At 70.8% G+C, this 25,704-nt stretch carries 28 protein-coding genes; 4 read left to right on the forward strand and 24 right to left on the reverse strand.

Going from position 1 to position 25,704, the window contains the following annotated elements; all coding sequences use genetic code 11:
- Positions 1 to 63 precede the first annotated feature (63 nt).
- From OHS71_RS12490 to OHS71_RS12500, 3 genes are all read left to right on the forward strand, one after another.
- Positions 64 to 483 carry a VOC family protein gene (locus OHS71_RS12490; protein ID WP_328479463.1) on the forward strand — a complete coding sequence of 140 codons (420 nt, stop codon included), beginning with the start codon at positions 64 to 66 and terminating at the stop codon, positions 481 to 483.
- 34 nt (positions 484 to 517) lie between these two features.
- The gene (locus OHS71_RS12495) at positions 518 to 1,645 is read left to right on the forward strand and encodes an LOG family protein (protein WP_328479464.1); all 1,128 of its coding nucleotides are present in this window, start codon (positions 518 to 520) and stop codon (positions 1,643 to 1,645) included.
- 162 nt (positions 1,646 to 1,807) lie between these two features.
- Positions 1,808 to 2,515, forward strand: a complete 708-nt coding sequence (locus OHS71_RS12500) for an LAETG motif-containing sortase-dependent surface protein (RefSeq protein ID WP_328479465.1) — start codon at positions 1,808 to 1,810, stop codon at positions 2,513 to 2,515.
- Between the two features lie 115 nt (positions 2,516 to 2,630).
- On the opposite strand, the gene OHS71_RS12505 is transcribed toward OHS71_RS12500, so the two are convergent.
- The 9 genes from OHS71_RS12505 to rpsB all read right to left on the reverse strand — a co-directional run bounded on the left by OHS71_RS12505 (position 2,631) and on the right by rpsB (position 12,746).
- The gene (locus OHS71_RS12505) at positions 2,631 to 3,650 is read right to left on the reverse strand and encodes an ABC transporter ATP-binding protein (RefSeq protein WP_328479466.1); all 1,020 of its coding nucleotides are present in this window, start codon (positions 3,648 to 3,650) and stop codon (positions 2,631 to 2,633) included.
- Complete coding sequence (locus OHS71_RS12510; protein ID WP_328479467.1) at positions 3,650 to 5,323, reverse strand: ABC transporter permease; 1,674 nt, start codon at positions 5,321 to 5,323, stop codon at positions 3,650 to 3,652. Before OHS71_RS12510 ends, OHS71_RS12505 begins: the two co-directional genes overlap by 1 nt.
- Positions 5,299 to 6,381, reverse strand: a complete 1,083-nt coding sequence (locus tag OHS71_RS12515) for a thiamine ABC transporter substrate-binding protein (RefSeq protein WP_328479468.1) — start codon at positions 6,379 to 6,381, stop codon at positions 5,299 to 5,301. Before OHS71_RS12515 ends, OHS71_RS12510 begins: the two co-directional genes overlap by 25 nt.
- 211 nt (positions 6,382 to 6,592) lie before the next feature.
- Positions 6,593 to 7,699 (reverse strand): 23S rRNA (adenine(2503)-C(2))-methyltransferase RlmN, encoded by a 1,107-nt coding sequence (rlmN, locus tag OHS71_RS12520; protein WP_328479469.1) that lies wholly within the window; start codon positions 7,697 to 7,699, stop codon positions 6,593 to 6,595.
- Positions 7,700 to 7,936: 237 nt separating this feature from the next.
- Positions 7,937 to 9,133: a phosphatidate cytidylyltransferase gene (locus tag OHS71_RS12525; protein WP_328479470.1), complete on the reverse strand. Its 1,197-nt coding sequence runs from the start codon at positions 9,131 to 9,133 to the stop codon at positions 7,937 to 7,939.
- Complete coding sequence (gene frr / locus OHS71_RS12530; RefSeq protein ID WP_328479471.1) at positions 9,133 to 9,690, reverse strand: ribosome recycling factor; 558 nt, start codon at positions 9,688 to 9,690, stop codon at positions 9,133 to 9,135. Before frr ends, OHS71_RS12525 begins: the two co-directional genes overlap by 1 nt.
- A gap of 173 nt (positions 9,691 to 9,863) precedes the next feature.
- Positions 9,864 to 10,622, reverse strand: coding sequence for a UMP kinase (gene pyrH, locus OHS71_RS12535; protein WP_328479472.1), 759 nt, complete (start codon positions 10,620 to 10,622; stop codon positions 9,864 to 9,866).
- Between the two features lie 186 nt (positions 10,623 to 10,808).
- A complete protein-coding gene (tsf, locus tag OHS71_RS12540; RefSeq protein WP_328479473.1) occupies positions 10,809 to 11,645 on the reverse strand; it encodes a translation elongation factor Ts in 837 nt (278 codons plus the stop codon).
- A gap of 156 nt (positions 11,646 to 11,801) precedes the next feature.
- Entirely contained in the window at positions 11,802 to 12,746 is a 945-nt protein-coding gene (rpsB, locus tag OHS71_RS12545) for a 30S ribosomal protein S2 (RefSeq protein ID WP_328479474.1), read from the reverse strand.
- 280 nt (positions 12,747 to 13,026) lie between these two features.
- Here rpsB and OHS71_RS12550 point away from each other — a divergent pair, with 280 nt between their 5' ends.
- Complete coding sequence (locus tag OHS71_RS12550) at positions 13,027 to 13,647, forward strand: M23 family metallopeptidase (RefSeq protein ID WP_443046921.1); 621 nt, start codon at positions 13,027 to 13,029, stop codon at positions 13,645 to 13,647.
- A gap of 69 nt (positions 13,648 to 13,716) precedes the next feature.
- Here the strand turns inward: OHS71_RS12550 and OHS71_RS12555 are convergent, their stop codons facing one another.
- From OHS71_RS12555 to OHS71_RS12625, 15 genes are all read right to left on the reverse strand, one after another.
- Positions 13,717 to 14,274: a TetR/AcrR family transcriptional regulator gene (locus OHS71_RS12555; RefSeq protein WP_328484489.1), complete on the reverse strand. Its 558-nt coding sequence runs from the start codon at positions 14,272 to 14,274 to the stop codon at positions 13,717 to 13,719.
- 127 nt (positions 14,275 to 14,401) lie between these two features.
- Positions 14,402 to 15,244 carry an RNA polymerase sigma factor WhiG gene (gene whiG / locus OHS71_RS12560; protein WP_328479475.1) on the reverse strand — a complete coding sequence of 281 codons (843 nt, stop codon included), beginning with the start codon at positions 15,242 to 15,244 and terminating at the stop codon, positions 14,402 to 14,404.
- A gap of 263 nt (positions 15,245 to 15,507) precedes the next feature.
- Positions 15,508 to 16,665 (reverse strand): DNA-processing protein DprA, encoded by a 1,158-nt coding sequence (gene dprA / locus OHS71_RS12565; protein ID WP_328479476.1) that lies wholly within the window; start codon positions 16,663 to 16,665, stop codon positions 15,508 to 15,510.
- Complete coding sequence (locus OHS71_RS12570; protein ID WP_328479477.1) at positions 16,662 to 18,287, reverse strand: YifB family Mg chelatase-like AAA ATPase; 1,626 nt, start codon at positions 18,285 to 18,287, stop codon at positions 16,662 to 16,664. The genes dprA and OHS71_RS12570 overlap by 4 nt, the downstream gene beginning before the upstream one ends.
- A 1-nt stretch (position 18,288) precedes the next feature.
- Positions 18,289 to 18,705 carry a YraN family protein gene (locus tag OHS71_RS12575; protein WP_443046922.1) on the reverse strand — a complete coding sequence of 139 codons (417 nt, stop codon included), beginning with the start codon at positions 18,703 to 18,705 and terminating at the stop codon, positions 18,289 to 18,291.
- A 198-nt stretch (positions 18,706 to 18,903) separates the two neighbouring features.
- Positions 18,904 to 19,212: a DUF2469 domain-containing protein gene (locus OHS71_RS12580; RefSeq protein ID WP_005311352.1), complete on the reverse strand. Its 309-nt coding sequence runs from the start codon at positions 19,210 to 19,212 to the stop codon at positions 18,904 to 18,906.
- Positions 19,213 to 19,268: 56 nt separating this feature from the next.
- On the reverse strand, positions 19,269 to 19,805 hold the full coding sequence (locus OHS71_RS12585) for an NUDIX hydrolase (protein ID WP_328479478.1): 537 nt from the start codon (positions 19,803 to 19,805) through the stop codon (positions 19,269 to 19,271).
- Positions 19,795 to 20,577: a signal peptidase I gene (lepB, locus tag OHS71_RS12590; protein WP_328479479.1), complete on the reverse strand. Its 783-nt coding sequence runs from the start codon at positions 20,575 to 20,577 to the stop codon at positions 19,795 to 19,797. The genes OHS71_RS12585 and lepB (OHS71_RS12590) overlap by 11 nt, the downstream gene beginning before the upstream one ends.
- A 121-nt stretch (positions 20,578 to 20,698) precedes the next feature.
- Complete coding sequence (lepB, locus tag OHS71_RS12595) at positions 20,699 to 21,682, reverse strand: signal peptidase I (protein WP_328479480.1); 984 nt, start codon at positions 21,680 to 21,682, stop codon at positions 20,699 to 20,701.
- Positions 21,570 to 22,667, reverse strand: a complete 1,098-nt coding sequence (gene lepB, locus OHS71_RS12600) for a signal peptidase I (RefSeq protein ID WP_328479481.1) — start codon at positions 22,665 to 22,667, stop codon at positions 21,570 to 21,572. The genes lepB (OHS71_RS12595) and lepB (OHS71_RS12600) overlap by 113 nt, the downstream gene beginning before the upstream one ends.
- On the reverse strand, positions 22,660 to 23,391 hold the full coding sequence (gene lepB / locus OHS71_RS12605) for a signal peptidase I (RefSeq protein ID WP_328479482.1): 732 nt from the start codon (positions 23,389 to 23,391) through the stop codon (positions 22,660 to 22,662). Before lepB (OHS71_RS12605) ends, lepB (OHS71_RS12600) begins: the two co-directional genes overlap by 8 nt.
- A gap of 45 nt (positions 23,392 to 23,436) precedes the next feature.
- Entirely contained in the window at positions 23,437 to 23,787 is a 351-nt protein-coding gene (gene rplS, locus OHS71_RS12610; protein ID WP_328479483.1) for a 50S ribosomal protein L19, read from the reverse strand.
- 137 nt (positions 23,788 to 23,924) lie between these two features.
- Complete coding sequence (gene trmD, locus OHS71_RS12615) at positions 23,925 to 24,758, reverse strand: tRNA (guanosine(37)-N1)-methyltransferase TrmD (protein ID WP_328479484.1); 834 nt, start codon at positions 24,756 to 24,758, stop codon at positions 23,925 to 23,927.
- A complete protein-coding gene (gene rimM, locus OHS71_RS12620; protein WP_328479485.1) occupies positions 24,758 to 25,354 on the reverse strand; it encodes a ribosome maturation factor RimM in 597 nt (198 codons plus the stop codon). The genes trmD and rimM overlap by 1 nt, the downstream gene beginning before the upstream one ends.
- Before the next feature lie 105 nt (positions 25,355 to 25,459).
- Positions 25,460 to 25,699, reverse strand: coding sequence for an RNA-binding protein (locus OHS71_RS12625; protein WP_005479813.1), 240 nt, complete (start codon positions 25,697 to 25,699; stop codon positions 25,460 to 25,462).
- Positions 25,700 to 25,704 lie beyond the last annotated feature (5 nt).

Below are 25,704 nucleotides of genomic sequence, written 5' to 3' on the forward strand. Positions count from 1 at the left end.
GTCCCCCCGGTCTACCCCACAGAAACCAGCCACCAGCAGCACGAACTCCCTGGGAGAGACCAGATGACCACCCCGGCCTACCAGCAGATGATCTTCGTCAACCTGCCCGTGAACGACCTCGACGCCTCGAAGAAGTTCTTCACGGAGCTCGGCTACTCGATCAACCCGCAGTTCAGCGACGACAACGCGGCCTCCGTGGTGATCAGCGACACGATCGTCGCGATGCTGCTCACCAAGCCGTTCTACTCGAGCTTCACCAAGAAGGAGATCGCGGACGCGTCGAGGACCAGCGAGGTCCTGATCGCCCTCAGCGCCGAGAGCCGCGAGAAGGTCGACGAACTCGTCGACAGGGCGCTCGCGGTCGGCGGCTCCCCGAGCGGCGAGACCCAGGACATGGGTTTCATGTACGGCCGTTCGTTCGACGACCTCGACGGCCACACCTGGGAGATCGTGTGGATGGACCCGTCGGCCGTCGAGAGCTGACCACCCGCCGTCCGGCGCTGCCTAGCATGGGCGGGTGCATCCGACGACACCCGCCCAGCCGTTCGACGGCTCCCACGACCGTGAGATCGAGTCCCTCGCCGAGTTCGACGAGGTGGTCCGCGCCCACGGCACGCTCTCCCACTTCCGCGTCCAGTCCGTCGACCTGACGGACCGTACGGACGCCCTCCTCGCCCTCGACACCTCGGGCGCCGTCTTCCTCGGCTGCCCGATGGCCCCGGAGGCGGCCACGAAGACCCGTGCCTCCGGCGCCCTGGTCTTCCCGCCCGTACCGGGCCTGTCCTTCGACCCGTACCGCGGTTTCGTCTACTCCCCCGACGAGTTGTTCGCGTCCCTGGACGAGGGCTACGAGGCGACCCCGGACGCCCGCACGTACGCCTGGTTCCAGCGCACCAAGGCGGACGGCGACATCTTCGGCTCCATGCTCCGCTCGATCCACGACGACGCCGTCACCGACGCGCTCGACGAACTCCTCGTAGGTGAACACGTGGTGGGTGTCATGGGCGGCCACGCCATGGCGCGCGGCACGGAGGCGTACGCGGGCGCCGCCCGCCTCGGCCGTGAACTCACGCGCGCCGGGCTCATGGTGGCGACCGGTGGCGGACCCGGCGCGATGGAGGCGGCGAACCTAGGCGCCTACGCGGCCCCCTTCGACGACGAGATGCTCACGGCCGCACTCGGCATCCTCGTCAAGGCGCCGAAGTTCACCCCCTCGGTCACCGAGTGGGCGAAGGCCGCCTTCGAGGTGCGTGCCGGCTGGCCGGGCGGCGGTCCCTCGGTCGGCATCCCCACGTGGTTCTACGGTCACGAACCGCCGAACCCGTTCGCGGCGCATCTCGCCAAGTACTTCTCCAACGCCACCCGCGAGGACGGCCTGTTGGCCCGCTGCACCGCGGGCGTGGTGTTCCTGCCGGGCGCCGCCGGGACCGTACAGGAGATCTTCGACAACGCGACGCCCAACTACTACGGGTCGCGGGGCGAGCCGACTCCGATGGTGCTGGTGGACCGGGAGCACTGGACCCAACGGCTGCCCGCCTGGCCGCTCTTGAGGTCACTCGCCCAGGAGCGGGCGATGGAGTCCCGTATCGCCCTGGTTGACCGGATCGAGGAGGCGCCGGAGGCGTTGAAACGTCTCGGAGGTTAATAAGCGGGCAAAGCCAGCCGCTCAGAGGCGTCCTCGCATTGACACTTCTTATGGAACGCTTATAGACCTGTGTGTCTGCTGGGGATGGTGACGCACTCGGCTCACCGGGGGCGCCATCTCCCCCTCCACCCCCCGCAGTTGCGCTTCCCGTAAAGGACAAACGTGTCCCTTTCCCGCCGTACCGCCGCCCGTTCGGTGCGCATGCTCGGTGTCACCGCCGCCTCCGCCGCCCTCGCGCTCAGCGCCGCCGGCACCGCGCTGGCCTGCGACATCAGTGAGTTCTCCGCCGCTGCCGCCTGTGACGGCACGAAGGGCGTCATCACCGTCACCGACAAGGACCCCACGGGCGTCCCGGCCGTCATCACCGTGTTCCTCGAGAACAACGGCGCCGACCTCCGTCAGGTCGGTGCCGAGCAGACGGTCGAGGGCTCGAAGAAGGGCGTCACCGTCTCCTTCGCCGAGGACTGGGAGCCGAACGCCGTCTACCGGGTCCACATCGTGGCCGTCAAGGGCAAGAAGACGTTCGTCGACGCCGACATCAGCCCGAACGTGACCACCCCGTCCAAGGCCTGCAAGGCCGACACGTCCACCCCGACCGCCACCCCGTCCTCGACGCCGTCGGGCAGCACCTCCACCCCGCCGCCGGCCGAGACGATCACCCCGTCGCCGTCCGGCTCGACGAGCGACGGCGCCGCGCCCGCGCCCTCCGCGAGCAACGTCCCGTCGGCCGCGGTCCAGGAGTCCAACCTCGCCGAGACCGGCGCGAGCTCCAACACCGGCCTGATCGTCGGCGTCGCGGCCGCCCTGGTCGTCGTCGGCGGCGGCGCGGTCTTCTTCGGTATGCGTCGCCGCGGCTCCAGCCACCGCTGACCCGCACCACCGGCACGACACAGGCACATGTGCGGCCCGCCCCTTCCCGGGGCGGGCCGTCCGCATTCCCGCGCCGTGTCCCGGCCCGTCGGGCGGCCCTCGATCCCGGCTGCGGTCAGTCCAGCACGACGGTTTCGGCCGGGTCGAAGGAGACCCCCACGGCGCTGCCGACCTCCGGCGCGTCGCGCAACGCGCACGCCGCCTCCAGCCTCGGTGCGCCCTCCGGCTGGAGATGCACGGCGACATGCGTGCCGCGGAACGTACGTCCGGTGACCGTGCAGCGCAGGCCCTCGTCCGCGCCCACCAGGCGCACACCGGCGGGCCGCACGAGCAGGGTGCGCGCCCCCTGTCCCGAACCGGCCGGCACCGGCACCTTGCCCCACGGGGTGACCGCGGCCTCCCCCGTGACGGTCGCCTCCACCACGTTGTCGAAGCCGAGGAAACGGGCCACGAACGCGTCCGCCGGCCGCTGCCACACCTCGAGGGGCGTACCGGACTGGGCGATCCGCCCGTCCCGCATCACCACGACCCGGTCGGCGAGCGCGAACGCCTCACCCTGGTCATGGGTGACCGCGAGCACCGTGGTCCCCAACCGGCCGAACAACTCCCGCAGTTCGACCACCAGCCGCTCCCGCAGCGACCTGTCGAGCTGACCGAGCGGCTCGTCGAGCATCAGCAGCCGGGGACGCGGCGCGAGGGCCCGGGCCAGCGCCACCCGCTGCTGCTCCCCACCGGAGAGCGCGGCCACCGCCCGGCCGGCGGCGCCGGGCAGCCCGACCAGGTCCAGCAACTCGGTCACCCGCTCGTCCCGCGCCCTCCCGGGCATGCCTCGCATCCGCAGCCCGAAGGCCACGTTGCCGCCCACGTCCCGCTGCGGGAACAGCTGATGGTCCTGGAACATCAGCCCGAGCTCCCGCTTGTGCGCGGGGACCCCCGCCTGGTCGCGTCCGTCGAGCAGAACCCGCCCGGCGTCCATCGGCTGGAGCCCCGCCACCGCCCGCAGCAGTGTCGACTTGCCGCTGCCGCTCGGCCCCAGCACACACACCACCTCGTGCTCCGTGACGGCGAGATCGACCGCGTCGAGCACCGCCCGCCCACCGAACCGCACGGTCGCGCGCTCCAGCTCCAGAAGCATCAGAACTCCCCCGTCCGGTCGGTCCGCAGCCGCTCCAGCACCAGCAGGGCCACCGCGCACACCACCATCAGAATCGTGGAAAGGGCCATCGCCTGGCCGTAGTTCATCTCTCCGGCCCGTCCGAGCAGTCGCGCCACGGCGACCGGCAGCGTCGGATTGTCGGGCCGGGCGATGAACACCGTCGCCCCGAACTCCCCCAGCGACACCGCGAAGGCGAACCCGGCGGCGACCAGCAGCGCCCGCCGCACCATCGGCAGGTCGACCTCCCGCCACACCCGCCAGGGCGACGCCCCGAGCACGGCCGCCGCCTCCCGCAGCCGCTGGTCCACCGCGCGCAGCACCGGCAGCATGGTCCGTACGACGAAGGGGACGCCGACCAGCGCCTGCGCGAGCGGCACCAGGATCCACGTACCGCGCAGGTCCAGCGGAGGCTCGTCGAGGGCGATGAGGAACCCGAAGCCGACGGTCACCGCGGACACGCCCAGCGGCAGCATCAGCAGCGCGTCGAAGCCACGCACCAGCCGGCCGGCGTCCCGCCGGGTGAGGGCGGCCGCGGCGAGCCCGCCGACGAGCACGGCGATCGCGGTGGCGACGACGGCGTACTCCAGCGAGTTGCCGATGGCGTCGATCGGAGGGACCAGGAAGACGTTGCCGTCGTCGCCGGTCAGCGCCCGGTAGTAGGCGAAGCCGGGTGCGTCGAGGGAGCGCTGCGCCAGCACCGCCAGCGGCAGCACCAGCAGCACGGCGATCGTGCCGAGCACCCCGGCCAGCAGCGCCCACTGCCCGGCCCCGCGCGGCCGCCGCGCGGTCACCGAGGCGTCGACCAGCCGCAGCGCGGTCTCGCGCCGCCGCACCGTCCAGGCGTGCACGGCGAGGATCGCGCCGACGGCCACGAACTGGACGATCGTGAGGACGGCGGCCGTGGACAGGTCGAAGATCTCGGACGTCTGCCGGTAGATCTCCACCTCGAGGGTGGAGAACGTGGGGCCGCCGAGGATCTGCACCACTCCGAAGGAGGTGAAGGTGAAGAGGAAGACCATCAGCGCGGCGGCGGCGACGGCAGGCCCCAGCGCGGGCAGGGTGACCGTGCGCCACGCCCTCGCGCGCGACGCGCCGAGCATCCGCGCCGCCTCCTCCTGCCGCGGGTCGAGCTGCGCCCACAGCCCGCCCACCGTCCGTACGACGACCGCGTAGTTGAAGAAGACATGGGCCAGCAGGATCGCCCACACCGTGGTGTCCAGCCGTACCCCCCACAGGTCGTCGAGCAGCCCGCCGCGCCCGACGAGCGCCAGGAAGGCCGTGCCGACGACGACCGTCGGCAGCACGAACGGGACGGTGACGACGGCCCGCAGCACCTGCTTGCCCGGGAAGTCGAGGCGGGCGAACACATACGCGCCCGGCAGCGCCACCAGCAGCGTGAGCGCGGTGGAGGCGAGCGCCTGCCAGGTGGTGAACCACAGCACGTGCCGGACGCCGGGCTCCGCGAGCACGTCCCAGAGGCGCCCGAAGTGCCAGACCCCGTCGGCGCCGAGCCCCCGGGCGACGATCGCGGCGACCGGGTACGCGAAGAAGACCGCGAAGAACGCGACGGGCGCGGCCATGAGACCCAGCCGCGCAGCCGCGCTCCCCCTGGCGTCCTTGCGCGGGGCTACTTCAGTACGAGCGAGGTCCACGACTTGACCCACTGGTCGCGGCGGTCGGCGATCTTCGCCGGGGCCAGGGTCTCGGGGTCCTTGGCCGCGGGCCCGTACCGGGTGAACTCGGCGGGGACGGCCGCCCCCTTCACCACCGGGTACACGAACATGTTGAGCGGCATGTCCTCCTGGAACTTCCTGCTGATCAGAAAGTCGATCAACGCCTTGCCGCCCTTGTCGGCGGACGCGTTGCTCAGCAGCCCCGCGAACTCGATCTGCCGGAAGCAGGTACCGGAGGCGACACCGGTCGGCGCGGTGGACGGCTTCGGGTCGCCGTAGATCACCTCGGCGGGCGGCGAGGAGGCGTACGACACGACGAGCGGACGGTCGGCCTTCGCCTTCTTCCCGCCGGCCGAACCGGAGAACTCCTCGTTGTAGGCCTGCTCCCAGCCGTCGACCACCTTCACCCCGTTGGCCTTGAGCTTCTTCCAGTAACCTTCCCAGCCTCCGTCGCCGTACTTCGCGGCCGTGCCGAGCAGGAAGCCGAGCCCGGGCGAGGAGGTGGAGGCGTTCTCGGTGACGAGCAGGTCCTTGTAGGCGGGCTTCACGAGATCGTCGAAGGAGGCGGGCGGGGCCAGCTTGTGCCCGGCGAAGTAGGCCTTGTCGTAGTTGACGCAGATGTCGCCGTAGTCGACGGGCGTGACCCGGTGCTTGCCCGCGTCCAGCTGGTACCGCGCGTCGACCTGCTCCAGCCCCTTGGCCTCGTACGGCTGGAACAGCCCGTTGTCGAGGGCACGGGACAGAAGGGTGTTGTCGACGCCGAAGAAGACGTCGCCCTGCGGGTTGTCCTTGGTGAGGATCGCCTTGTTGACGGCCTGCCCGGCGTCGCCGTCCTTGAGGACCTTCACCTTGTACCCGGACTCCTTCTCGAAGTCGGCGAGCACACTCTTGGACACGGCCCACGAGTCGTGACTGACCAGGGTGACGGTTGTGGAGCCCGCCGAGCCCTCCGCCCCCTTGTCGTCCGCCGACCCGCACGCGGACAGCGCGACGAGACCGAGCCCGACGGCGACGGCCACGAAGGTCTTGTTCTGCACCGGATTTTCCTCCTGGGATAGACCAGGAAGAGACGCGGCCCCGCCCGGGTCCGCACGGGACGCCGGGCAGGGCGCAACAGCTCGAGTGATGACCGAACTTCCTACCCAGAATGACCTGGGCGAGGTTCAGAGGGTCTGCGGGCCTGGATGCCGCACTCTCAGCGCTGTGGCGCTCCCCTGTCGGAATATGAAGATGTGTACGGGTCTCAGACTACCGCTCGGTGGCCGCGAGCTGACCGCACGCCCCGTCGATCTCCTGGCCACGGGTGTCCCGGACCGTGACGGGCACCCCGTGCGCCGCGATCGCCTCGACGAACGCCTTCTCGTCCTCGGGCCGCGAGGCCGTCCACTTCGAACCCGGCGTCGGGTTGAGCGGGATGAGATTGACGTGCACGGGCTTGCCGCGCAGCAGTCGGCCCAGCCGGTCACCACGCCAGGCCTGGTCGTTGATGTCGCGGATCAACGCGTACTCGATGGACAGCCGACGCCCGGACCGCTCGGTGTACTCGAATCCGGCATCCAGCACCTCGCGCACCTTCCACCGCGTGTTCACGGGGACGAGAGTGTCGCGCAGCTCGTCGTCCGGCGCGTGCAGGGAGATCGCGAGGCGGCACTTGAAGCCCTCGTCGGACAACCGGTGGATGGCGGGCACCAGCCCGACCGTCGACACGGTGATCCCGCGCTGCGACAGCCCGAGTCCGTCCGGCGCCGGGTCGGTGAGCGCGCGAATGGCTCCCACGACCCGCTTGTAGTTGGCGAGCGGCTCGCCCATCCCCATGAAGACGATGTTGGAGAGCCTGGCGGGGCCCCCGGGCACCTCCCCGTCCCGCAGCGCCCGCATGCCGTCGACGATCTGGTGCACGATCTCGGCCGTGGACAGATTACGGTCGAGACCCGCCTGTCCCGTGGCGCAGAACGGACAGTTCATCCCGCACCCGGCCTGCGAGCTGATGCACATGGTCACCCGGTCCGGGTAGCGCATCAGCACCGACTCCACGAGCGTGCCGTCGAACAGCCGCCACAGCGTCTTGCGGGTGGTCCCCTGGTCCGTCGACAGATGCCGGACGACCGACATCAGGTCCGGCAGCAGCGCCTCACGCAGCTTCTCGCGCGCACCGGCGGGGATGTCGGTCCACTCGGCCGGGTCGTGCGCGTACCGCGCGAAGTAGTGCTGCGAGAGCTGCTTGGCACGAAACGGCTTCTCCCCGATCTCCGCCACGACCTCCTTCCGCTCGGCGGGCGAGAGGTCGGCGAGATGCCGCGGCGGCTTCTGAGCTCCGCGGGGGGCGACGAAAGTAAGTTCTCCGGGCTTCGGCATAACCCCTCCAGTGTCGCAGATCAACTCGGGCAGCCCAGGCCGTAGCAGGGGTGGGGGCGGTCACCCGTGGGTCCCGGCCGTCGGCGTGGGCCGGCCTCGGACGGTGTGTCCTGCACGAGCCGCGCCGCAACGGTGGCGAGTTCCCCCGGCGGCGCTGAGGTCTTGCGGGGTGCACGGCGGCGGGCCCCCTCCCCGAGTCGCAGGGAGGGGGCCCGCCGGAGCCGCTGGGCGGGTGGGTCAGCCGGAGCCCACGAACAGGACGAGCAGCAGCCAGACCACGGGAGCCGTGGGCAGCAGCGAGTCGAGCCGGTCCATGATGCCACCGTGGCCCGGAAGCAGCGTGCCCATGTCCTTGATGCCCAGGTCCCGCTTGATCATGGACTCGCCGAGGTCGCCGAGTGTGGCGCTGGCCGCGACGGCGAGGCCGAGCAGCAGGCCCTGCCACCAGCTGCCGTCGTCGATCAGGAACTGCATCAGCAGCGCGCCGGCGACCATCGCGAACGACACCGCGCCGAGCAGGCCCTCGCGGGTCTTGCCCGGGCTGATGCGCGGGGCGAGCTTGGTCTTGCCGAAGCGCCAGCCGACGGCGTACGCGCCCGTGTCGCTGACCACCGTCAGGAGCAGGAACGTCATGACGCGGAACGCTCCGTCGTCGGCGGTGAGCATCAGGGCGACGAACGTGGCGAGGAAGGGGACGTAGAAGGCCGCGAAGACACCGGCCGTGACGTCCTTGAGGTAGCCCTCGGGCGGTTCGGTCATCCGCCAGACCAGCACCGCGAGCGCGGTGAGGGCCATGGCGACCCAGGCGCCCTCGGGGCCCCGGACGTACCCGGCGACGACCATCGCCGCACCGCCGACCGCGAGCGGCACGAGCGGCGCTTTGATGCCCTTGCGCTCCTGGAGCCTGCTGGTCAGCTCCCACAGGCCCACGACGACGGCGACTGCTATGACGCCGATGAACACGGCCTTGACGACGAACAGCGACGCGACGATCACCACGCCGAGCCCGACCCCGACACCTATGGCCGCGCCCAGGTCTCGGCCCGCGCTCTTCTTCTGCGGTGCGGGCGCCGGCTGAGGGGCGTCGGGCATGGGCTCCGGATTCTGCGGCACCGCCGCATGGGGCTGTGCCGACGGTGTGTCGTGACTTCGGGCGGCGTCGCCGTACGGCTGGTTGCCGTAGGGCGCGTCTCCGTACGGCTCGGCTGGGAACAGGGGGCCACCCAGCCGAGCGGCCCCCCGGTCGTCATCCTGGTTTCCGCCGTGCGCGGGTACGTCGGGGACGATGGGCATGGGGCGAGTCTGCTGCGCCTCAGGCGCATCGTACGCGGGACCCGCCGGGGCGGCCCCCTGGACAGGCCCCTGGTCGGCGGGCCCCCAGTACCCGGCCCGCGACCCGGCGTGTGGCGGTGAGCCCCAGGAAGAGTCGTTCATCAGACCTCGAGCAGCTCCGATTCCTTGTGCTTCAGGAGCTCGTCCACCTGGGTGACGTACTTCGCGGTGGTGTCGTCGAGTTCCTTCTCGGCACGGCGGCCCTCGTCCTCGCCGACCTCGCCGTCCTTGATCAGCTTGTCGATCGCGTCCTTGGCCTTGCGGCGGACCGCTCGGATGGACACCTTGGCGTCCTCGCCCTTGCCCTTGGCGACCTTGATGTAGTCGCGGCGGCGCTCCTCGGTCAGCTCGGGGAACACCACTCGGATGATGTTGCCGTCGTTGCTCGGGTTGACGCCCAGGTCGGAGTCGCGGATCGCCTGCTCGATGTTGCGCAGCGCGGTCTTGTCGAACGGCGTCACGACCGCCATGCGCGGCTCCGGCACGGAGAACGAAGCCAGCTGGTTGATCGGCGTCGGTGCGCCGTAGTAGTCGGCAACGATCTTGTTGAACATCGCCGGGTGCGCACGGCCGGTGCGGATCGCGGCGAAGTCCTCCTTGGCGACCACGACGGCCTTCTCCATCTTCTCCTCGGCCTCGAGGAGGGTCTCTTCGATCACCACTTGCTCCTGCGTGTCTTGAGTAGGCCCGGCTGCGGTTCCTTGCGGAGGCGGCGGCCGGCTGCGTCGCGTCTTCTTCCTGCACGGTTCCCGACCGGCAGGACATTGTCCATCCCCCGACCAGGCTCCGTCCCCCGGTCAGGTGTTGTCGTACAAGACCGGGGTTCTTCCGGTCAGGCCCGGCTGCCTTGCTCACCCACAAGCGTCCCGATCTTCTCACCCTTGACGGCGCGAGCGATATTGCCCTCGGTCAGAAGCTCGAAGACGAGGATCGGCAGCTTGTTGTCGCGGCACAGCGTGATCGCGGTCATGTCGGCGACCTTCAGGTCGCGGGTGATGACCTCGCCGTACCCGAGGGCGTCGAACTTGACGGCCTCCGGGTTGGTCTTCGGGTCGGAGTCGTAGACGCCGTCCACGCCGTTCTTGCCCATCAGCAGCGCCTCGGCGTCGATCTCCAGAGCGCGCTGGGCGGCGGTGGTGTCGGTGGAGAAGTACGGCATGCCCATACCGGCGCCGAAGATGACCACGCGGCCCTTCTCCAGGTGGCGCACGGCACGCAGCGGGATGTACGGCTCGGCGACCTGCCCCATGGTGATGGCGGTCTGCACGCGGCTGTCGATGCCCTCCTTCTCCAGGAAGTCCTGGAGGGCGAGGCAGTTCATGACCGTGCCGAGCATGCCCATGTAGTCGGAACGGGCGCGGTCCATGCCGCGCTGCTGGAGTTCGGCGCCGCGGAAGAAGTTGCCGCCGCCGATGACGACCGCGATCTCGGCGCCGTCCCGTACGACGGCCGCGATCTCGCGGGCGACCTTGTGCACCACGTCGGGGTCCACGCCCAGGCCACCGCCACCGGAGAACGCCTCTCCGGAAAGCTTCAGCATGAACCGGCCGCGTAGTTTGCCGTCGTCGCTCTTCTGGGCCTTGGTGGTCATGGGAGATCCCGCCTCTTTCACGTGGTGCACATGCGAAGAAGGCCATTGCCGGTGGGGTGTTCGCAACCCGTGCGCGGCAATGGCCTCCTCGTCAGATCTGCTGTCGTACGTCACGCACGCGCGTGACGGCGTACCGGACGACTGCGTCCGACCCTATCGGGCCGGAGCGTCGATCGCGGCACGGACTCAGATGCCGACCTTGATGCGCGTGAAGCGCTTCAGGGTGACACCGGCCTCGTCCAGGATCTTCTGGACGGACTTCTTGTTGTCCAGCGCGTACGGCTGGCCGAGCAGCGTGGCGTCCTTGAAGAAGCCGTTGAGGCGACCCTCGACGATCTTCGGCAGGGCGGCCTCGGGCTTGCCCTCGGCGCGGGTGGTCTCCTCGGCGACGCGGCGCTCGGACTCGACGACCTCGGCCGGCACGTCCTCCTTGGAGAGGTACTTCGGCGCGAAGGCGGCGATGTGCTGGGCGATGCCCTTGGCGACGTCGGCGTTCGGCTTGTCCAGCTCGACGAGGACACCGATCTGCGGGGGCAGGTCGGGCATCGTGCGGTGCATGTACGCGGTCACGAAGCCGTCGGCGAACTGCGCGAAGCGGTCCAGCACGATCTTCTCGCCGAGGTTGGCGTTGGCCTCGTCCACGAACGCCTGGACGGTCTTGCCGGGCTCGATCTCGGACGCGAGGAGCGCCTCGAGGTCGGCCGGGGAGGTCTTGACGACGTGCTCGGCGATCGCGTTGGCGACGGCCTGGAACTTCTCGCCCTTGGCGACGAAGTCCGTCTCGCACTTCAGCTCGACGAGGACGCCGGAGGAGTTGTCGTCGGCGATGATCGAGACCACGGCGCCGTTCTCGGCGGAGCGGCCCTCACGCTTGGCGACGCCCTTCTGGCCCTTGATGCGGAGCGCCTCGACGGCCTTGTCGACGCTGCCCTCGGCCTCGTCCAGCGCCTTCTTGCAGTCCATCATGCCGGCGCCGGTGAGCTCACGGAGCTTCTTGACGTCAGCGGCGGTGTAGTTCGCCATGATCTGTGAATCTCTCTCGGAGTTCGAAGTCTCGAAGATCTACGAAGATCTGGGGGCTGTGGGTGAACGGCGGGCGGTGCACTCGGCACCCCCCGCCGTCCCTTCGTCCCTAGGGCCGTACGGACGGACTGGCGCCCGTACGGCCTACGGCCTGACTCAGGCCTGCTCGCCCTCGGCGGCCGGAGCGGCCTCGGCGGCGGGAGCCTCGGCAGCAGGGGCCTCGGCCTCGGCGGCGGGAGCCTCGGCAGCGGGGGCCTCGGCGGCCGGGGCCTCAGCCTCGGCAGCGGCCTCGGCCGGCTTCTCGGCCTCGTCCGCGGTCTCGGCCTTCTTCTCGCCCTCGAGCAGGTCGCGCTCCCACGCGGCCAGCGGCTCGCCGGCGGCCTTGTCGCCCTTGTCGCCGGTGGCGACGCCGGAACGGGAGATGAGGCCCTCGGCGACGGCGTCGGCGATCACGCGGGTGAGCAGGGTGACGGAGCGGATCGCGTCGTCGTTGCCCGGGATCTTGTAGTCGACCTCGTCGGGGTCGCAGTTGGTGTCGAGGATGGCGACGACCGGGATGTTGAGCTTCCGGGCCTCACCGACCGCGATGTGCTCCTTCTTGGTGTCCACGATCCAGACGGCGCTGGGGACCTTGGACATCTCGCGGATACCACCGAGGGTCTTCTCGAGCTTGGCCTTCTCACGCGAGAGGACCAGGAGCTCCTTCTTCGTCAGACCCGAGGCGGCGACGTCCTCGAAGTCGATGAGCTCGAGCTCCTTGAGGCGCTGGAGGCGCTTGTAGACGGTCGAGAAGTTGGTGAGCATGCCGCCCAGCCAGCGCTGGTTGACGTAGGGCATGCCGACGCGGGTGGCCTGCTCGGCGATGGCCTCCTGCGCCTGCTTCTTCGTGCCGACGAACATGACCGTGCCGCCGTGGGCGACGGTCTCCTTGACGAACTCGTAGGCGCGGTCGATGTACGACAGCGACTGGAGCAGGTCGATGATGTAGATGCCGTTGCGCTCGGTGAAGATGAAGCGCTTCATCTTCGGGTTCCAGCGACGGGTCTGGTGACCGAAGTGGACGCCGCTTTCCAGCAGCTCCCGCATCGTGACGACGGCCATGGCCGTTCTCCTTGGGTTTCTCGGTTGTGCCGCGGGAACCGGGCGGCTCCCGCGCCTGACGCCCGCGATGCGCCGAGCCACGAAGGACCGAGGGGCGCGGATACCGGAAAGCCGACCGTGGCCGGCCCCCGATATCGGGGCGTGCGAAGTCGACCCGGTGACCCGGATCGCCAGAAGAAGTGTACGGGACCCGAGGGGTACCGGGTGACGCCGCTGTCCACAACCGTCGGATGGTCCACAGGTTCGGACCCGGCCCGGGGGAACGCGGGACGGTGGCGCCATGCACGCACAGCGACGAGACACACGGCGACTCCTGGCGCGGGGGCACCGCGCACCGCGGTGCCTGGCCCTGCTGCTCGGACTGTCGATCATGACGGCGGCCGCGGCGGCCCGGGCGGACCAGTGGGTTCCGCCCCGGGCCCCGGTGCCTGCCCCGCCGCCCGTCCCGGCGATCGGCCGGGCCTGGCCGGTGGGCGCCCGCCCGGCCGTGGTCCGCGGCTGGGAACCCCCGGCCGGCCCGTACGCCCGCGGCCACCGGGGCGTCGACCTCGCGGCGGCGCCGGGCGCCGATGTACGGGCGGTGGCGGCCGGACGGGTGTCCTTCGCGGGCCGGGTGGCGGGCCGGGGTGTCGTCTCGGTGGAGCTGGCGGCGACGGGCCTGCCGCCGCTGCGCACGACCTACGAACCGGTACGGGCAGCGGTGCGCAAGGGCGACGAGGTGGCGCCGGGCCAGGTCGTCGGCACGGTGGAGACGACGGGCGCGCACTGCCCCGGCACCTGTGTGCACTGGGGGCTGCTGAGAGGCGATGTCTATCTCGACCCGCTGTCGCTGCTTCCCCCGTGGCTGTGGCGGAGCGGCCCGCCCCGGCTGCTACCGGTACTCGGCGTCCCCCTGCCGTGACACCACGCGCCTCGGCCGAGCCCCGGAGTCCGCAATCGGAGTTCGCGGTTCGGTGCCGCGGGCCGTCCCTCAGCCTCGGACGCCCCTCAGCACCATCCCCACAGCCGCCTCCGTGATCGCCGAAGGATCCTCGGCCGCGCCCAGCTCGATCCGCCGCACGGCCGCGTCGACCACGCCCTGCAGCAGCATCGCCGCCAGCCGGGGCTGCGCGTGTCCCAGCTCCGCCAGCGCCTCCCCGATCATCGTCACCAGGCCGCCGTGCGCCGCCCGGATCTTCTCCCGGGCCCCCGCGTCCAGCTCACTCGCCGAGATCGCCACCACGGCCCGGTGCCGCCGGTCCCCGACCAGGGCCAGTTGCCGGCGCACATACGCCTCGACCTTGGCCTCGGCTCCGGCGGCCGCGGCCATGGCCGCCTCGACCTCCGCCGCCCACACGGGGAAGTCGACCTCGCACAGTTCCTCGACGACGGCGGCCCGCGACCGGAAGTACTCGTACACGGACGAACGCGCGAGACCTGTGCGCTCGGCGAGGGCCGGGAAGGTCAGCGCCTCCGTCCCGCCCTCGGACAAAAGGGAGCGCGCCGCGTCCAGCAGGGCGGCACGCTGCATCGACCGGTGCTCGGCCACGGAGGCCGCTCGAATCCTTGGCACGCCGACCACTCTACGGACGCCGCCCGCCCGGCGGGAGGGACTCCGCCCGCACTCGCGCCGTCCACCCGCGCCCGCGGCGTCGGGCCGGGGCGCGCGGGCCGGGTCACCGGCCGAAGCTCGCCAGTTTCGCGCGCAGCTGGAGGACGGACTTGGTGTGGATCTGGCTGACCCTGCTCTCGGTCACACCCAGCACGTTCCCGATCTCGGCGAGCGTCAGCCCCTCGTAGTAGTAGAGCGTGACGACCGTCTTCTCCCGGTCGGGCAGCGTGTTGATCGCCCGTGCGAGGAACCGTCTGAGCTCGCGGTCCTCGGCCACCTCCACGGGGTTGTCGGCGGCGGTGTCCTCCAGGGTGTCCATGAAGCTGAGGCCGTCCCCGTCCTCACCGCCGACATGCAGCAGCTCCTCCAGCGCCACCACGTTGGCCAGCGACAGCTGACTGAACACGGCGTGCAGGTCATCCACCGCGATGCCCAGCTCGGCGGCCACCTCGCACTCCGACGGGGTCCGCCGCAGCCGAGCCTCCAGCGTGGCGTAGGCACGCTCGACGTTGCGGGCCTTCTGCCGCACCGAGCGCGGGATCCAGTCGAGTGCCCGGAGCTCGTCGATCATCGCGCCGCGGATCCGGGTGATCGCGTACGTCTCGAACTTGATCTCCCGGTCGACGTCGAACTTCTCGATCGCGTCGATCAGCCCGAAGACTCCTGAGGACACGAAGTCGGCCTGTTCCACATTGGGCGGCAGGCCGACGCTCACCCTGCCCGCCACGTACTTCACCAGCGGCGAGTAGTGCAGGATCAGCTGCTCACGCAGCCGTTCGTCCCCCGTCGCCTTGTACGACCGCCACAGCTCGTCGAGCGTCGAGGGAGCGGGCGGCCGCACGCTGCCACCGTCGCGGGCGGCTGGGGGGATCGCCGCCCGGTCGGAGCCGGAGGTGTGCTGCTGCATTCGTCGCCTTGTGCCGTTCTGCCGTGAAGTGCGTGTGGTCGGTACCGCGTGGTGCAGAGGTGCCGGTCTGTGCCGTAATCCTCGTGAGCGTAGCGTGACTGGAGCGTCGCGGTGCGCGAAGGGCGTGGCCGGGCGGGTACGCAGATACGTTCCGCTCGGACCCCTCCGGAGTCGCCACGGTCATCGCCTTCGACCCGGGGGCGGGTCAACTACCGGAAACGCCAAGGCTTTCGGCGTTCCCCCGGACGGCCGAACACCCCGGGTCAACACGGACGGCGACCTCCTCGAACGGAGACCATCGCCTGGCGTGTCAACTTCCAGCCGTCGCCGTGTCGTTCGACGTAGCCGAGTGCTCTGAGTTCGTACAGCCTCGCGATCGCGTCGTCCGGTGTGGTGCGGGCCTCGCGGGCGACCTCGTCGACCGCGGCGGGCCTGCGGGCGGGCAGTGCGGCCAGGACGCGCCGGGCGGCCGGCTCCAGCAGGTCGCGCGGCAGCGCCGGGCCGCGCCGGTCGGGGGCCAGCTCTCCCATGTCACCGACCAGTTCGACGACCTCCGCGGCGTCGGTGACCAGCACCGCTTCGCCCCGCAGGAGTTCGTGCACGCCGGCGGAGAGGCCGCTCGTGGCCGGCCCCGGCACCCCCATCGTGTGCCGGCCCAACCGCTGCGCCGCCCGCGCGGTGACCAGCGAGCCGCTGCGGTACGCCGCCTCGACGACGACCGTGCCCCGGGTGAGCGCGGCGATCAGCCGGTTGCGCAGGATGAACCTGCTCGGTGTCGGATGGTCCCCGGGCGGCAACTCGCCGATCACCAGACCCTGTTCGGCGATCCTGCCGATCAACGCCGTGTGACCGCTCGGATAGGGCCGGTCGACCCCGCAGGCGAGGACGGCGACGGTGGCGCCGCCCGCGCCGAGGGCGCCCCGGTGCGCGGCGCCGTCCACTCCGTAGGCGCCGCCCGACACCACCACCCAGCCCTGTTCGGCGAGGCCGGCGGAGAGGGTGGCCGCCATGTGGGCGCCGTACTCGGTGCAGGCGCGGGCGCCGACGACGGCGACCGACCGCAGGGCCCACATCCGCAGACTCGGCCGCCCCCGCACCCAGAGCCCGAGCGGCCGTGCGTCACCGAGTTCGTCCAGGGTCCCCGGCCACTCGGCGTCACCCGGGCACACGAACCGCACCCCTGCCTCGCGCGCGACGGCCAGATCCCGTTCCGGCTCGGCCTGCTCGGCGCGCGCCCGCAGCCCGGCCCAGCGCCGCGCGGTCACGCCGGGCAGCGGCTCCCCCTCGTCCCGCAGGCGCCGCACGACCTCGCGTACCCCGCGCTCCCGCACCCACTGGCCGCTCACCTCGTCGCCGGGCTCGACGACCCGCCCGAGGAAGACGCGGGCCAGCCGGTCGTCGGCGGGCTCACCGGCGCTCATGTCAGGGCCTCCAGGGCCATCGGCACCCCGCGCGGCACCCCGGTGCGCAGTTGCAGTGCCAGGTTCACGTCCATCGGGCCGGGGCGGTCGCGGCCGACGAGGTCGGCGACCGTCCAGGCGACCCGCAGGACCCGATCGAGTCCCCGGGCGGTCAGCACCCCGCGTTCCAGGCTTCTTTCCGCCTCGTCCATGGCCCCGACCGCCGCGTGCCAGCGGTTGCGCAGCTCGCGCCCCGGCACTTCGCTGTTGGTCCGCCACGGAGTACCGGCCAGCCGGGCCGCCGCACGTTCCCGAGCGGCCCCGACCCGGTCGGCGACGGTCGCCGTGGACTCCCCGCCGGGGCCGCGGTGGGCGAACTGGGCCCGGCTGACCGGGTCGACCTCGACGCGCAGGTCGACGCGGTCGAGCAGCGGACCGGACAGCCGTGCCTGGTAGCGGCGGATCGCGGAGGGCGGACACTCGCACAGGGTGTCCCGCTGCGAGAACCGGCCGCACGGACACGGGTTGGCCGCGAGCACCATCAGGAACCGTGCCGGGAACCGCACGACGCCCGCACTACGGGCGATCACCACTTGGCCCGACTCCAGCGGCTGCCGCAGGGCGTCGAGTGCGTGGCTGCCGAACTCGGGGGTCTCGTCGAGGAAGAGCACTCCCCGGTGAGCCAGCGAGACCGCGCCCGGGCGGGCGAAGCCGGCTCCGCCCCCGACCAGCGACTGCATCGTGGCCGAGTGGTGCGGGGCGCAGTACGGCGGCACGTCGATGAGGGGTTTGCCCGGCGGCAGCAACCCGGCCACCGAATGCACCGCGGTGACCTCCAGCGACTCCTGCCTGTTCAGCCGGGGCAGCACGGCCGGCAGGCGCTCCGCGAGCATGGTCTTGCCCGTCCCCGGCGGTCCCTCCAGGAAGAGGTGGTGTCCGCCCGCCGCGGCCACCTCCACCGCGGTCCGCGCCGAGCTCTGCCCGATGACGTCGGCGAGGTCGTGATCGTGGTCCTGCTGGGCGGCGCCCAGGCCGCGCATCCCGGTGGCCGCTCCCGTGCCGGGCATCCGGAGGCCGGCCAGGAGCGGATCCGGGCGGCCCGCATCGTCCGGGTCCTCCTCGGGCACGGGCTCGTCCGCGAGGACGGCGATCAGCTGCCGCAGGCTGCGCACCCCGAGCACGGACACGCCGGGGACCAGTGCCGCTTCGGCGGCTGCGCACTCCGGCACGACCACCTGTTCGTATCCGGCGTCGGCCGCGGCCAGCACCGCGGGCAGGATGCCCCGGACCGGGCGCACCCGTCCGTCCAGGCCCAGCTCCCCGATCATGACGATGTCGGCGAGCACCCGCGGGTCGATCCGTTCGGCCGCGCCGAGCACGGCGCTGGCGATGGCCAGATCGAAGCCGCTGCCTCCTTTGGGCACGGAGGCCGGACTGAGTCCGACGGTGAGCTTCTTCTGCGGCCATTCGCCGCCCGAGTTCACCACCGCCGCCCGCACCCGGTCCCGGCTCTCGGTCAGGCTCTTGTCCGGCAGCCCCACCAGCGTGAACGCGGCCACTCCCGGTTCCAGGTCGGCCTGGACCTCGACGACGACCCCTTCGACGCCCACCAGCGCCACCGAGCACGTACGCGCGAACCCCATCTCAGGCCACCCCCCGCACATGCTCGACGACGGCAGCCCCGCGGCGGGGCAGGACGACGCCGATCAGGTCGATGCGGACGCCGCCCGGCGGGGCTCCTCCGTGTGCCTGGATCCATCGTTCGGCGAGGTCGCGCAACCGCGCGGCCTTCTTCGGGGTCACCGCCGCCATCGGGTGCTGGAATCCCCCGCCGCTGCGGGTCTTCACCTCGCAGACGACCAGGACGTCGCCGTCCGTCGCGACGATGTCGATCTCACCGGTCCTGCCGCAGCGCCAGTTGCGCTCCAGGACCGTCATCCCGGCCTCGGTCAGCCGCCGCGCGGCCAGTTCCTCGCCGTACCTGCCGCGTGCGCCTCGGGCCAGATCCGTGTTCGTGCTCATGTGGCTCATGTGGGGACCACCTCCGGCACCCACGTTCACGCATCCGCCGCCGACGAAAGGATCTTGGTGGAGAACCCGGCGGCTGTGGAAAACCCCGTCACCCGCACGGGTACCGCACGGCGGGCCCCGGCTTCGGGGCCCCGGCTTCCGGGCCCGTCAGCCGCCGAGGCCGTCGACTTCCCGGCAGGTCAGCCCCCGGGAGAGGTCGGCTCCCGGCGAGGTCGGCTCACGTGGAGGTCAGCTCCCGGGGAGCTCCAGATCGCTCTTGTTCAACTCCTCGATGTTCACGTCCTTGAACGTGAGCACCCGGACCTGCTTCACGAACCGGGCCGGCCTGTACATGTCCCACACCCAGGCGTCCGCCATCGACACCTCGAAGAACACCTCGCCCTGGACCGAGTGCACCTGCATCTCGTAGTCGTTGGTGAGGTAGAAACGCCGCTCGGTCTCGATCACGTATTTGAACAGACCGACGACATCGCGGTACTCCCGGTAGAGCTTCAGCTCCATCTCGGTCTCGTACTTCTCGAGGTCCTCGGCGCTCATGGCATGTTCCCCTTCAGCCGTGCGATCCCCCCATTGTGCGCCAGTCCCGGGTACCTCTAGACGATTTCCGTGTCGAGGGTTACGGGTCCGGCGGGAGGACCGTCGTCGAGCAGCCTGCGCAGCAGCCCGGCGAGTCTGGTCGGATACACCGTCTCATGGGTCCGGGTCAGTTCCTGACACGTCCACCAACGCGCTCCGGCGACACTGCGTCGCTCCAGCTCGGTCAGGGCCGCGGGCCGGGTCTGCGTCACCGTCGTACGCGCCAGGTGGTACCACTCGTCCTGGTCCCAGCGGCGGCCGGCGAACGGGAAGGAACACCTCCGGCGCCACAGCACCGGGCCGAGCTCGACCTCGGTGATGCCGGTCTCCTCGACGAGTTCCCGCAGAGCGGCCTCCTCAAGGGTCTCGTCGCCCTCCACACCGCCACCGGGAGTGAACCACCAGTCGTGGGCCGGATCGTCCGGTTCGTGGCCGTGCAGCAGCAGGATGCGGTCCCGCGGGTCCAGGAGGACGACCCGGGCGGCCTTGCGCAACCCGCCTGCGCAGGAGTCGGCACCCTCGGCCGTCGGTCCGCCGGCGATGTCAGCGGACAACGGCCGCCTCCGGCCCGGTGCGGGTGCGGCGGCCGGACGTCCGCTTGGCGATCGGGCCGTACGCGCCGCCGCCGAGGACCAGCACACCACCGGCGACGATCATCCAGCCGATCGTGCCCAGCGGCCCCGGCTCGGAGAGGGCGCCGAGGTCCTCGAAGCCCGTAGGCCGCTTCAGCATGCCGTTCATGGGCCAGACCACGGCGTCGACGCGGGCCTTGACGGCGCTGCGCGCGACCGTGCCCTGGGCGGCGTCCGTGAGGTGGGCGGTGGAGTCCAGGGAGCCCTCCCGCTCGTCGCCGAGCAGGAACAGCCGGCCTTCCGGAACCTTCACGGTCGGGATGTTCTTGTTCTCGGCCAGGCTGCCCGCGGGCAGATACGGTTCTTCGATCTGCTTGCCGTTGACGGTCAGCTTGCCGTCGGTGCAACAGGAGACCGTGTCACCGCCGATCGCCACCACCCGCTTGACCACGGGCGCGTTGCTCGCCCAGGTCTTGTCGGTGAAGACGACGACGTCTCCCCTGCGCACCTCGTCACCGTCGATCCGCTCGGCCAGCACGCGCTCGCCCGCGGTGATCGTCGGGCTCATGGAGCTGGTGGGCACGGTGTACGGCCGGTAGAGCAGGGCTCCCCATCCGAATCCGCCGAGGAACAGCGCGAGGCCCAGTGCGACGGCCAGTCCGGACAGACGCTGTCCGGTCCGGCTGCCCACCGGGCCACTGCTGGTGCCACCGCCACTGTGCGGGGCCGTACGCGTAGTGCTCTCGCCACCCATGGATCCGCACCCTACCCGGCGGTACCGAACCCGGTCAGCCCTTCTTCCCGGGTCTTCCCCAGCCTTGGTCACAAGCTTGGGAAAGGGTTTGCCGAGCGGAACCGGCGCGGAAGCCGCAAGGTCAGCGGGAAGCGGAGTCCTCCGTGCGCCGACGACGCCACAGGACCACCGGCACGACCCCGGCGAGGGCGAGGCCCTGCGGGGCGACCGTGAGGGCCGCGGACGCGGCGGACTGGGTGCTCAGGCCGTCCTGGTCGAAGGTGTCGGGCACCGGCAGCGTGCCCCAGCGGGTGATCGGCCAGGCCTTGACGACGGCACGGCCGACGACCTGGTCGACGGGCACCATTCCGTGGTTGCGGTCCGACTGGTTGTAGCGCGAGTCACGCGAGTTCTGACGGTGGTCGCCCATGACCCAGATGAAGCCCTTGGGGACCTTCACGGTGAACTGGCCGCCCTGGTCGTCCTGGCTGCACGGGGTGTTGCCGGCGTACACGTACGCCGACTCGTTCAGCGCCTTGCCGTTGACCGTGAGCGGACCCGTGCCCTTGCAGGAGACGGTGTCGCCGCCGACGCCGATGACCCGCTTGATCAGGTCCTTCTCCTCGGCGGACGGCATCAGGCCGATCCAGCTGAGGACGGTCTGGAAGGCGTTCGGATCGACGGTGGCCTCGCCCGCCAGCCAGTTGTCGGGGTCGTGGAAGACAACGACCTCACCGCGCTCCGGCTCGGAACCGAACCACGGGGTCAGCTTGTCGACGAGGACCCGGTCGCCCTCCTTGAGGGTGTTCTCCATCGAGGCCGACGGAATGGAGAACGCCTGTACCAGGAACGTCTTGATCAGCAGCGCGAGGACGAGCGCGATACCGATCAGGATCGGAAGCTCCTTCCAGAAGGAGCGCGGCTTCTTCGGCTTCGGGGCCGGGCCACCCGACCCCTCGCCACCGGTCCGGGGCGGCTCGTCCGCCGGCGGGCCGTCACCGCCCGCCGCGGGGTCACTCCCGGAGGTCACGGTGCTGCCGGAAGCCGGGTCGGCTGCTTCCACGGGATGACCGCGGTGCTCCTCGCCGTCGTGCCCGGACCGTGCGCCAACCGCCACATCCCCCACGCCAACTCCTCACTCTGTGCCGCTGCCTGCCCCACGTACGACGCAGGCCCACCACTCCCATAACGAGCGGGAGTTCCGCAGGGCTCGGGAGTTGTCGAATCGATCCGTTCGGATCGCCGGAGGCAACACTATGCGACGGCTGGGCGGACGCGGTCGCCGTGACCGCCGAGCCGGTGACGGAAGCGAAAGTTTGCGGTTCCTTGAGACGGACCCAGTGCCCCAGCGGCCACGCGATCACCATGGCCCGCCCCACCACCTCGTCTTCCGAGACGGTGCCCCCGTAGTCGGTGTTCTGGTGGAAGCGGGAGTCGGCGGAGTTGGCCCGGTGGTCACCCATCACCCACAGCCGCCCCTGCGGGACGGTGATGTCGAACGCCGTGGCCGAGGGCTCATTGCCCGGGTACAGATAGGCGCCCTCCTCGAGGGGGACCCCGTTGACGGTCACCCTGCCCTGGGCGTCACAGCACACCACCCGGTCGCCGCCCACCCCGACGACCCGTTTGATGAGGTCCTTCTCGTTGTCGGACGGCAGCAGACCGATGAAGGTGAGCCCTTCCTTGATCTGCTTGACGACGACGGGGTCGCTCTTCTTCGTGGTGGTCTGCTCGTCGTTGAGCCAGCCGCCGGGGTCCTTGAAGACGACGACGTCCCCGCGCTCGGGCTTGGAGCCGAACCACGGGGTGAACTTGTCGACCAGGACGCGGTCGCCGATCCGGATCGTCTGCTCCATGGAGCCGGACGGGATCACGAAGGCCTGGACGAGGAAGGTCTTGAGGACCAGGGCTATCAGGACGGCGACACCGACCAGCAGCGGTATCTCCCGGGCGGCCGAACGCCTGCGCTTGCGCTTGACCTTGCGCTGGAGCTTGCGACGCTCCGCGCGCGAGCGGCCCGCGCTCGCCCCGGCGGTGCGCCGGGCACCGGTGGGCAGAAGGTTGTCCGCGGCGCTGGTCGGGATGCCGCGCGGCCTGCCGCGGTTACCCATGGGCGCGCTCCGCGCCGGGCACACGCGCGTAGGCGCTCGGACGGGGCAGGCGGGTCAGGTGCGCGAGGGGCCACACGATCCAGTCGGCGCGGCCGATCACCCTGCCGACGGGGATCATGCCACCGCCCGGTGAGCCGAGGTGGTCCCGGGAGTCGCGGGAGTGGCTGCGGTGGTCTCCGAGGACGAACAGGGTGCCCTCCGGCACGTCCAGGTCGAAGTCCACCGTGGACGCGCTGTCGCCGGGATACAGGAACGTCGACTCATCGACCGACCGGCCGTTCACCTTGATCCTCCCCTCCTTGTCGCAGCAGACCACGTGATCTCCCCCTACACCCACGACGCGCTTGATGTAGTCGAAGTTCCCGAAGTACCCGGTGCCGTCGAACACGACGGCATCGCCGCGCCGCGGCTCGGCACCGAAACGGTACGCCAACTTATTTACGAGAACCCGGTCGCCGATCCTCAATCCGTTTTCCATGGATCCGCTGGGAATCTGGAATGGTTGGACCACGAAAGCGTTGAGGACGAGCAAAAACAGCAGGCAGATCAGCAGGGTGAGACCGGTACGGCCACCTGGGAGCCACTGCGTGATCCGCGCCGCCAACGCGAAACGCGACCGTCCCTCCGGTCCCTCCGGGTCCGGGGTCTCCTGGGAGACGTCCACGGATACGGAAGGGCGGGAGGAGCGGTCGCGCTCCGTCGTCGGCTGAGCTTCGGTGTCCATCGGGGCCAGATGCTATCCGGCCCCTCCATGAACTCCGCAGAGTGCTCAGTTGTCGCGCTTCTCCTTGATCTTCGCGGCCTTGCCGCGCAGCTCACGGAGGTAGTAGAGCTTGGCGCGACGCACGTCACCGCGGGTGACGAGCTCGATCTTCTCGACGATCGGGGTGTGCACCGGGAACGTGCGCTCGACGCCGACGGAGAAGGAGACCTTGCGGACCGTGAAGGTCTCGCGGACACCGGCGCCCTGGCGGCGGATGACTACGCCCTTGAACTGCTGCACACGGGAGCGGTTGCCCTCGATGACGCGGACGTGGACGTTGACGGTGTCACCCGGGCGGAAGGCCGGGAGGTCGGTGCGCAGCGACGCGGCGTCGACGGAGTCGAGCAGGTGAGACATTTCGTCTGCTTTCTTCGCTGATGCCACAGGTCATCAACGGAACTAGAAGTTCGGGGATTGAGTGCCGTGTGCCCGTCGAGGCGGGCGTCGTGTCCCCCTGCGGCAGGGGCGCACACCGGACGGCGCACAACAGCGACCTATTCTTCCACGCCCTCGGTCCTGCGCCAAAATCGACCGAACGGAGCACCCTCCGGGTCGGGCGTCCAGCCCAGGATGGAGAGCATCTCGCGGTCCTTCTTGTCGAAGGTCTTCGGTGCGCAGCGCTCGATCAGGTCGGGCCGGTTGGCCGTCGTGCGCCGCAGGGCTTCGTCGCGGCGCCACCGGGCGATCCTGCCGTGGTGGCCGCTGAGCAGCACTTCGGGGATCTCCCGGCCGCGCCAGGCGGGGGGCTTGGTGTAGACGGGGCCCTCAAGGAGGCTGGCCATGGCGCCGGGGGCGAAGGAGTCGTCGCGATGGGACTCGGCGTTGCCGAGCACACCGGGCAGCAGTCGCGCCACGGCCTCCGTGACGACCAGGACGGCTGCCTCGCCGCCGGCCAGCACATAGTCGCCGATGGAGACCTCGTAGACCGGGATCCGGGTGGCGTACTCGTCGACGACCCGCCGGTCGATGCCCTCGTAGCGGGCCGGGGTGAAGATCAGCCAGGGGCGCTCGGAGAGCTCGACCGCCAGTTCCTGGGTGAAGGGCCGGCCGCTGGGGGTCGGGACGACGATCGCGGGGGCGTGCGAGCCCGTCTCGTAGCCGTCGGCGAGGACCGAGTCGAGGGCGTCGCCCCAGGGGTCGGTCTTCATGACCATGCCGGGTCCGCCGCCGTAGGGGGTGTCGTCGACCTTGTTGTGCCGGTCGTACGTCCACTCCCGCAGGTCGTGCACATGGACGTCGAGCTGTCCACGCGCGCGTGCCTTGCCGACCAGGGAGACGTTCAGCGGGTCGAGGTACTCGGGGAAGATCGTGACGACGTCGAGGCGCATTACGGGCGGTCCCCGTCCGCGCCCGCGTCGGCCTCCGCGTCGGCCTCCGCGTCGGCGTCGGCGTCCCGGGAGGAGGCGATCTCCGCGCGGTCGTCGATCAGACCCGGCGGCGGGTCGATGACGGCCCGCTGCTCCTCGAGGTCGATCTCGACGACGATCGACTCGACGAAGGGAATCATCACCTCGCTGCCGTCGGGCCGCTCGACGATGAAGAGGTCCTGGGAGGGCAGGTGCGAGATCTCGGTGATCCGGCCGACCTCGAGGCCGTCCTTGGTGACCACGTCCAGGTCCATCAGCTGGTGGTCGTAGTACTCGTCGTCCTCCTCGGGCAGCTCCGTGGGGTCGACCTCGGCGATCAGGAGGGTGTTGCGCAGTGCTTCGGCGGCGGTGCGGTCGCGCACGCCCTCGAAGCGCAGAAGGAGACGGCCGCTGTGGACGCGGCCGGTCTCGATGGTCAGCGGGCCGGTCGAGGCCGGGTCCGTGGCCAGGACGGCGCCGGGCCCGAGCCGCAGCTCCGGCTCGTCGGTGCGTACCTCGACGGTGACCTCGCCCTTGATGCCGTGGGCGCGGCCGATCCGCGCGACTACGAGCTGCACTTCTGAAGTTCTCCTGTCGTACCTGTCGTCACGACTGCCGTAACGACTACGGGCCGGGGACGGCCCAGTGGCCCTCCCCGGCCCGAGCCGGTGCTGCGAAACGCGTCAGCGGACGTGATCCACGTCGACGAGGTCGACCCGGACGCCACGGCCGCCGATGGCGCCCACGACGGTGCGCAGAGCGCGCGCGGTGCGGCCGTTGCGACCGATCACCTTGCCGAGGTCGTCCGGGTGGACCCGGACCTCGAGCACGCGCCCGCGGCGCAGGTCGCGCGAGGCGACCTGCACATCGTCGGGGTTGTCGACGATGCCCTTCACGAGGTGCTCAAGCGCCTCTTCGAGCATGCTGC

This window comes from Streptomyces sp. NBC_00377 (assembly GCF_036075115.1).
Classification (GTDB): domain Bacteria; phylum Actinomycetota; class Actinomycetes; order Streptomycetales; family Streptomycetaceae; genus Streptomyces.

Excerpts from the sequence above, each read along its gene's own strand:
- rplS (WP_328479483.1), bottom strand. The coding sequence starts at position 23,787 with ATGTCTCACCTGCTCGACTCCGTCGACGCCGCGTCGCTGCGCACCGAC.
- pyrH (WP_328479472.1), bottom strand. The coding sequence starts at position 10,622 with ATGACCACCAAGGCCCAGAAGAGCGACGACGGCAAACTACGCGGCCGG.
- rlmN (WP_328479469.1), bottom strand. The coding sequence starts at position 7,699 with ATGCCGAAGCCCGGAGAACTTACTTTCGTCGCCCCCCGCGGAGCTCAG.
- rpsB (WP_328479474.1), bottom strand. The coding sequence starts at position 12,746 with ATGGCCGTCGTCACGATGCGGGAGCTGCTGGAAAGCGGCGTCCACTTC.
- tsf (WP_328479473.1), bottom strand. The coding sequence starts at position 11,645 with ATGGCGAACTACACCGCCGCTGACGTCAAGAAGCTCCGTGAGCTCACC.
- dprA (WP_328479476.1), bottom strand. The coding sequence starts at position 16,665 with ATGAGCGCCGGTGAGCCCGCCGACGACCGGCTGGCCCGCGTCTTCCTC.
- OHS71_RS12625 (WP_005479813.1), bottom strand. The coding sequence starts at position 25,699 with ATGCTCGAAGAGGCGCTTGAGCACCTCGTGAAGGGCATCGTCGACAAC.
- whiG (WP_328479475.1), bottom strand. The coding sequence starts at position 15,244 with ATGCAGCAGCACACCTCCGGCTCCGACCGGGCGGCGATCCCCCCAGCC.
- lepB (WP_328479481.1), bottom strand. The coding sequence starts at position 22,667 with ATGGGTAACCGCGGCAGGCCGCGCGGCATCCCGACCAGCGCCGCGGAC.
- lepB (WP_328479482.1), bottom strand. The coding sequence starts at position 23,391 with ATGGACACCGAAGCTCAGCCGACGACGGAGCGCGACCGCTCCTCCCGC.
- OHS71_RS12505 (WP_328479466.1), bottom strand. The coding sequence starts at position 3,650 with ATGCTTCTGGAGCTGGAGCGCGCGACCGTGCGGTTCGGTGGGCGGGCG.
- trmD (WP_328479484.1), bottom strand. The coding sequence starts at position 24,758 with ATGCGCCTCGACGTCGTCACGATCTTCCCCGAGTACCTCGACCCGCTG.
- OHS71_RS12570 (WP_328479477.1), bottom strand. The coding sequence starts at position 18,287 with ATGGGGTTCGCGCGTACGTGCTCGGTGGCGCTGGTGGGCGTCGAAGGG.
- OHS71_RS12580 (WP_005311352.1), bottom strand. The coding sequence starts at position 19,212 with ATGAGCGCCGAGGACCTCGAGAAGTACGAGACCGAGATGGAGCTGAAG.
- OHS71_RS12525 (WP_328479470.1), bottom strand. The coding sequence starts at position 9,133 with ATGAACGACTCTTCCTGGGGCTCACCGCCACACGCCGGGTCGCGGGCC.
- lepB (WP_328479479.1), bottom strand. The coding sequence starts at position 20,577 with ATGGGTGGCGAGAGCACTACGCGTACGGCCCCGCACAGTGGCGGTGGC.
- OHS71_RS12550 (WP_443046921.1), top strand. The coding sequence starts at position 13,027 with ATGCACGCACAGCGACGAGACACACGGCGACTCCTGGCGCGGGGGCAC.
- OHS71_RS12490 (WP_328479463.1), top strand. The coding sequence starts at position 64 with ATGACCACCCCGGCCTACCAGCAGATGATCTTCGTCAACCTGCCCGTG.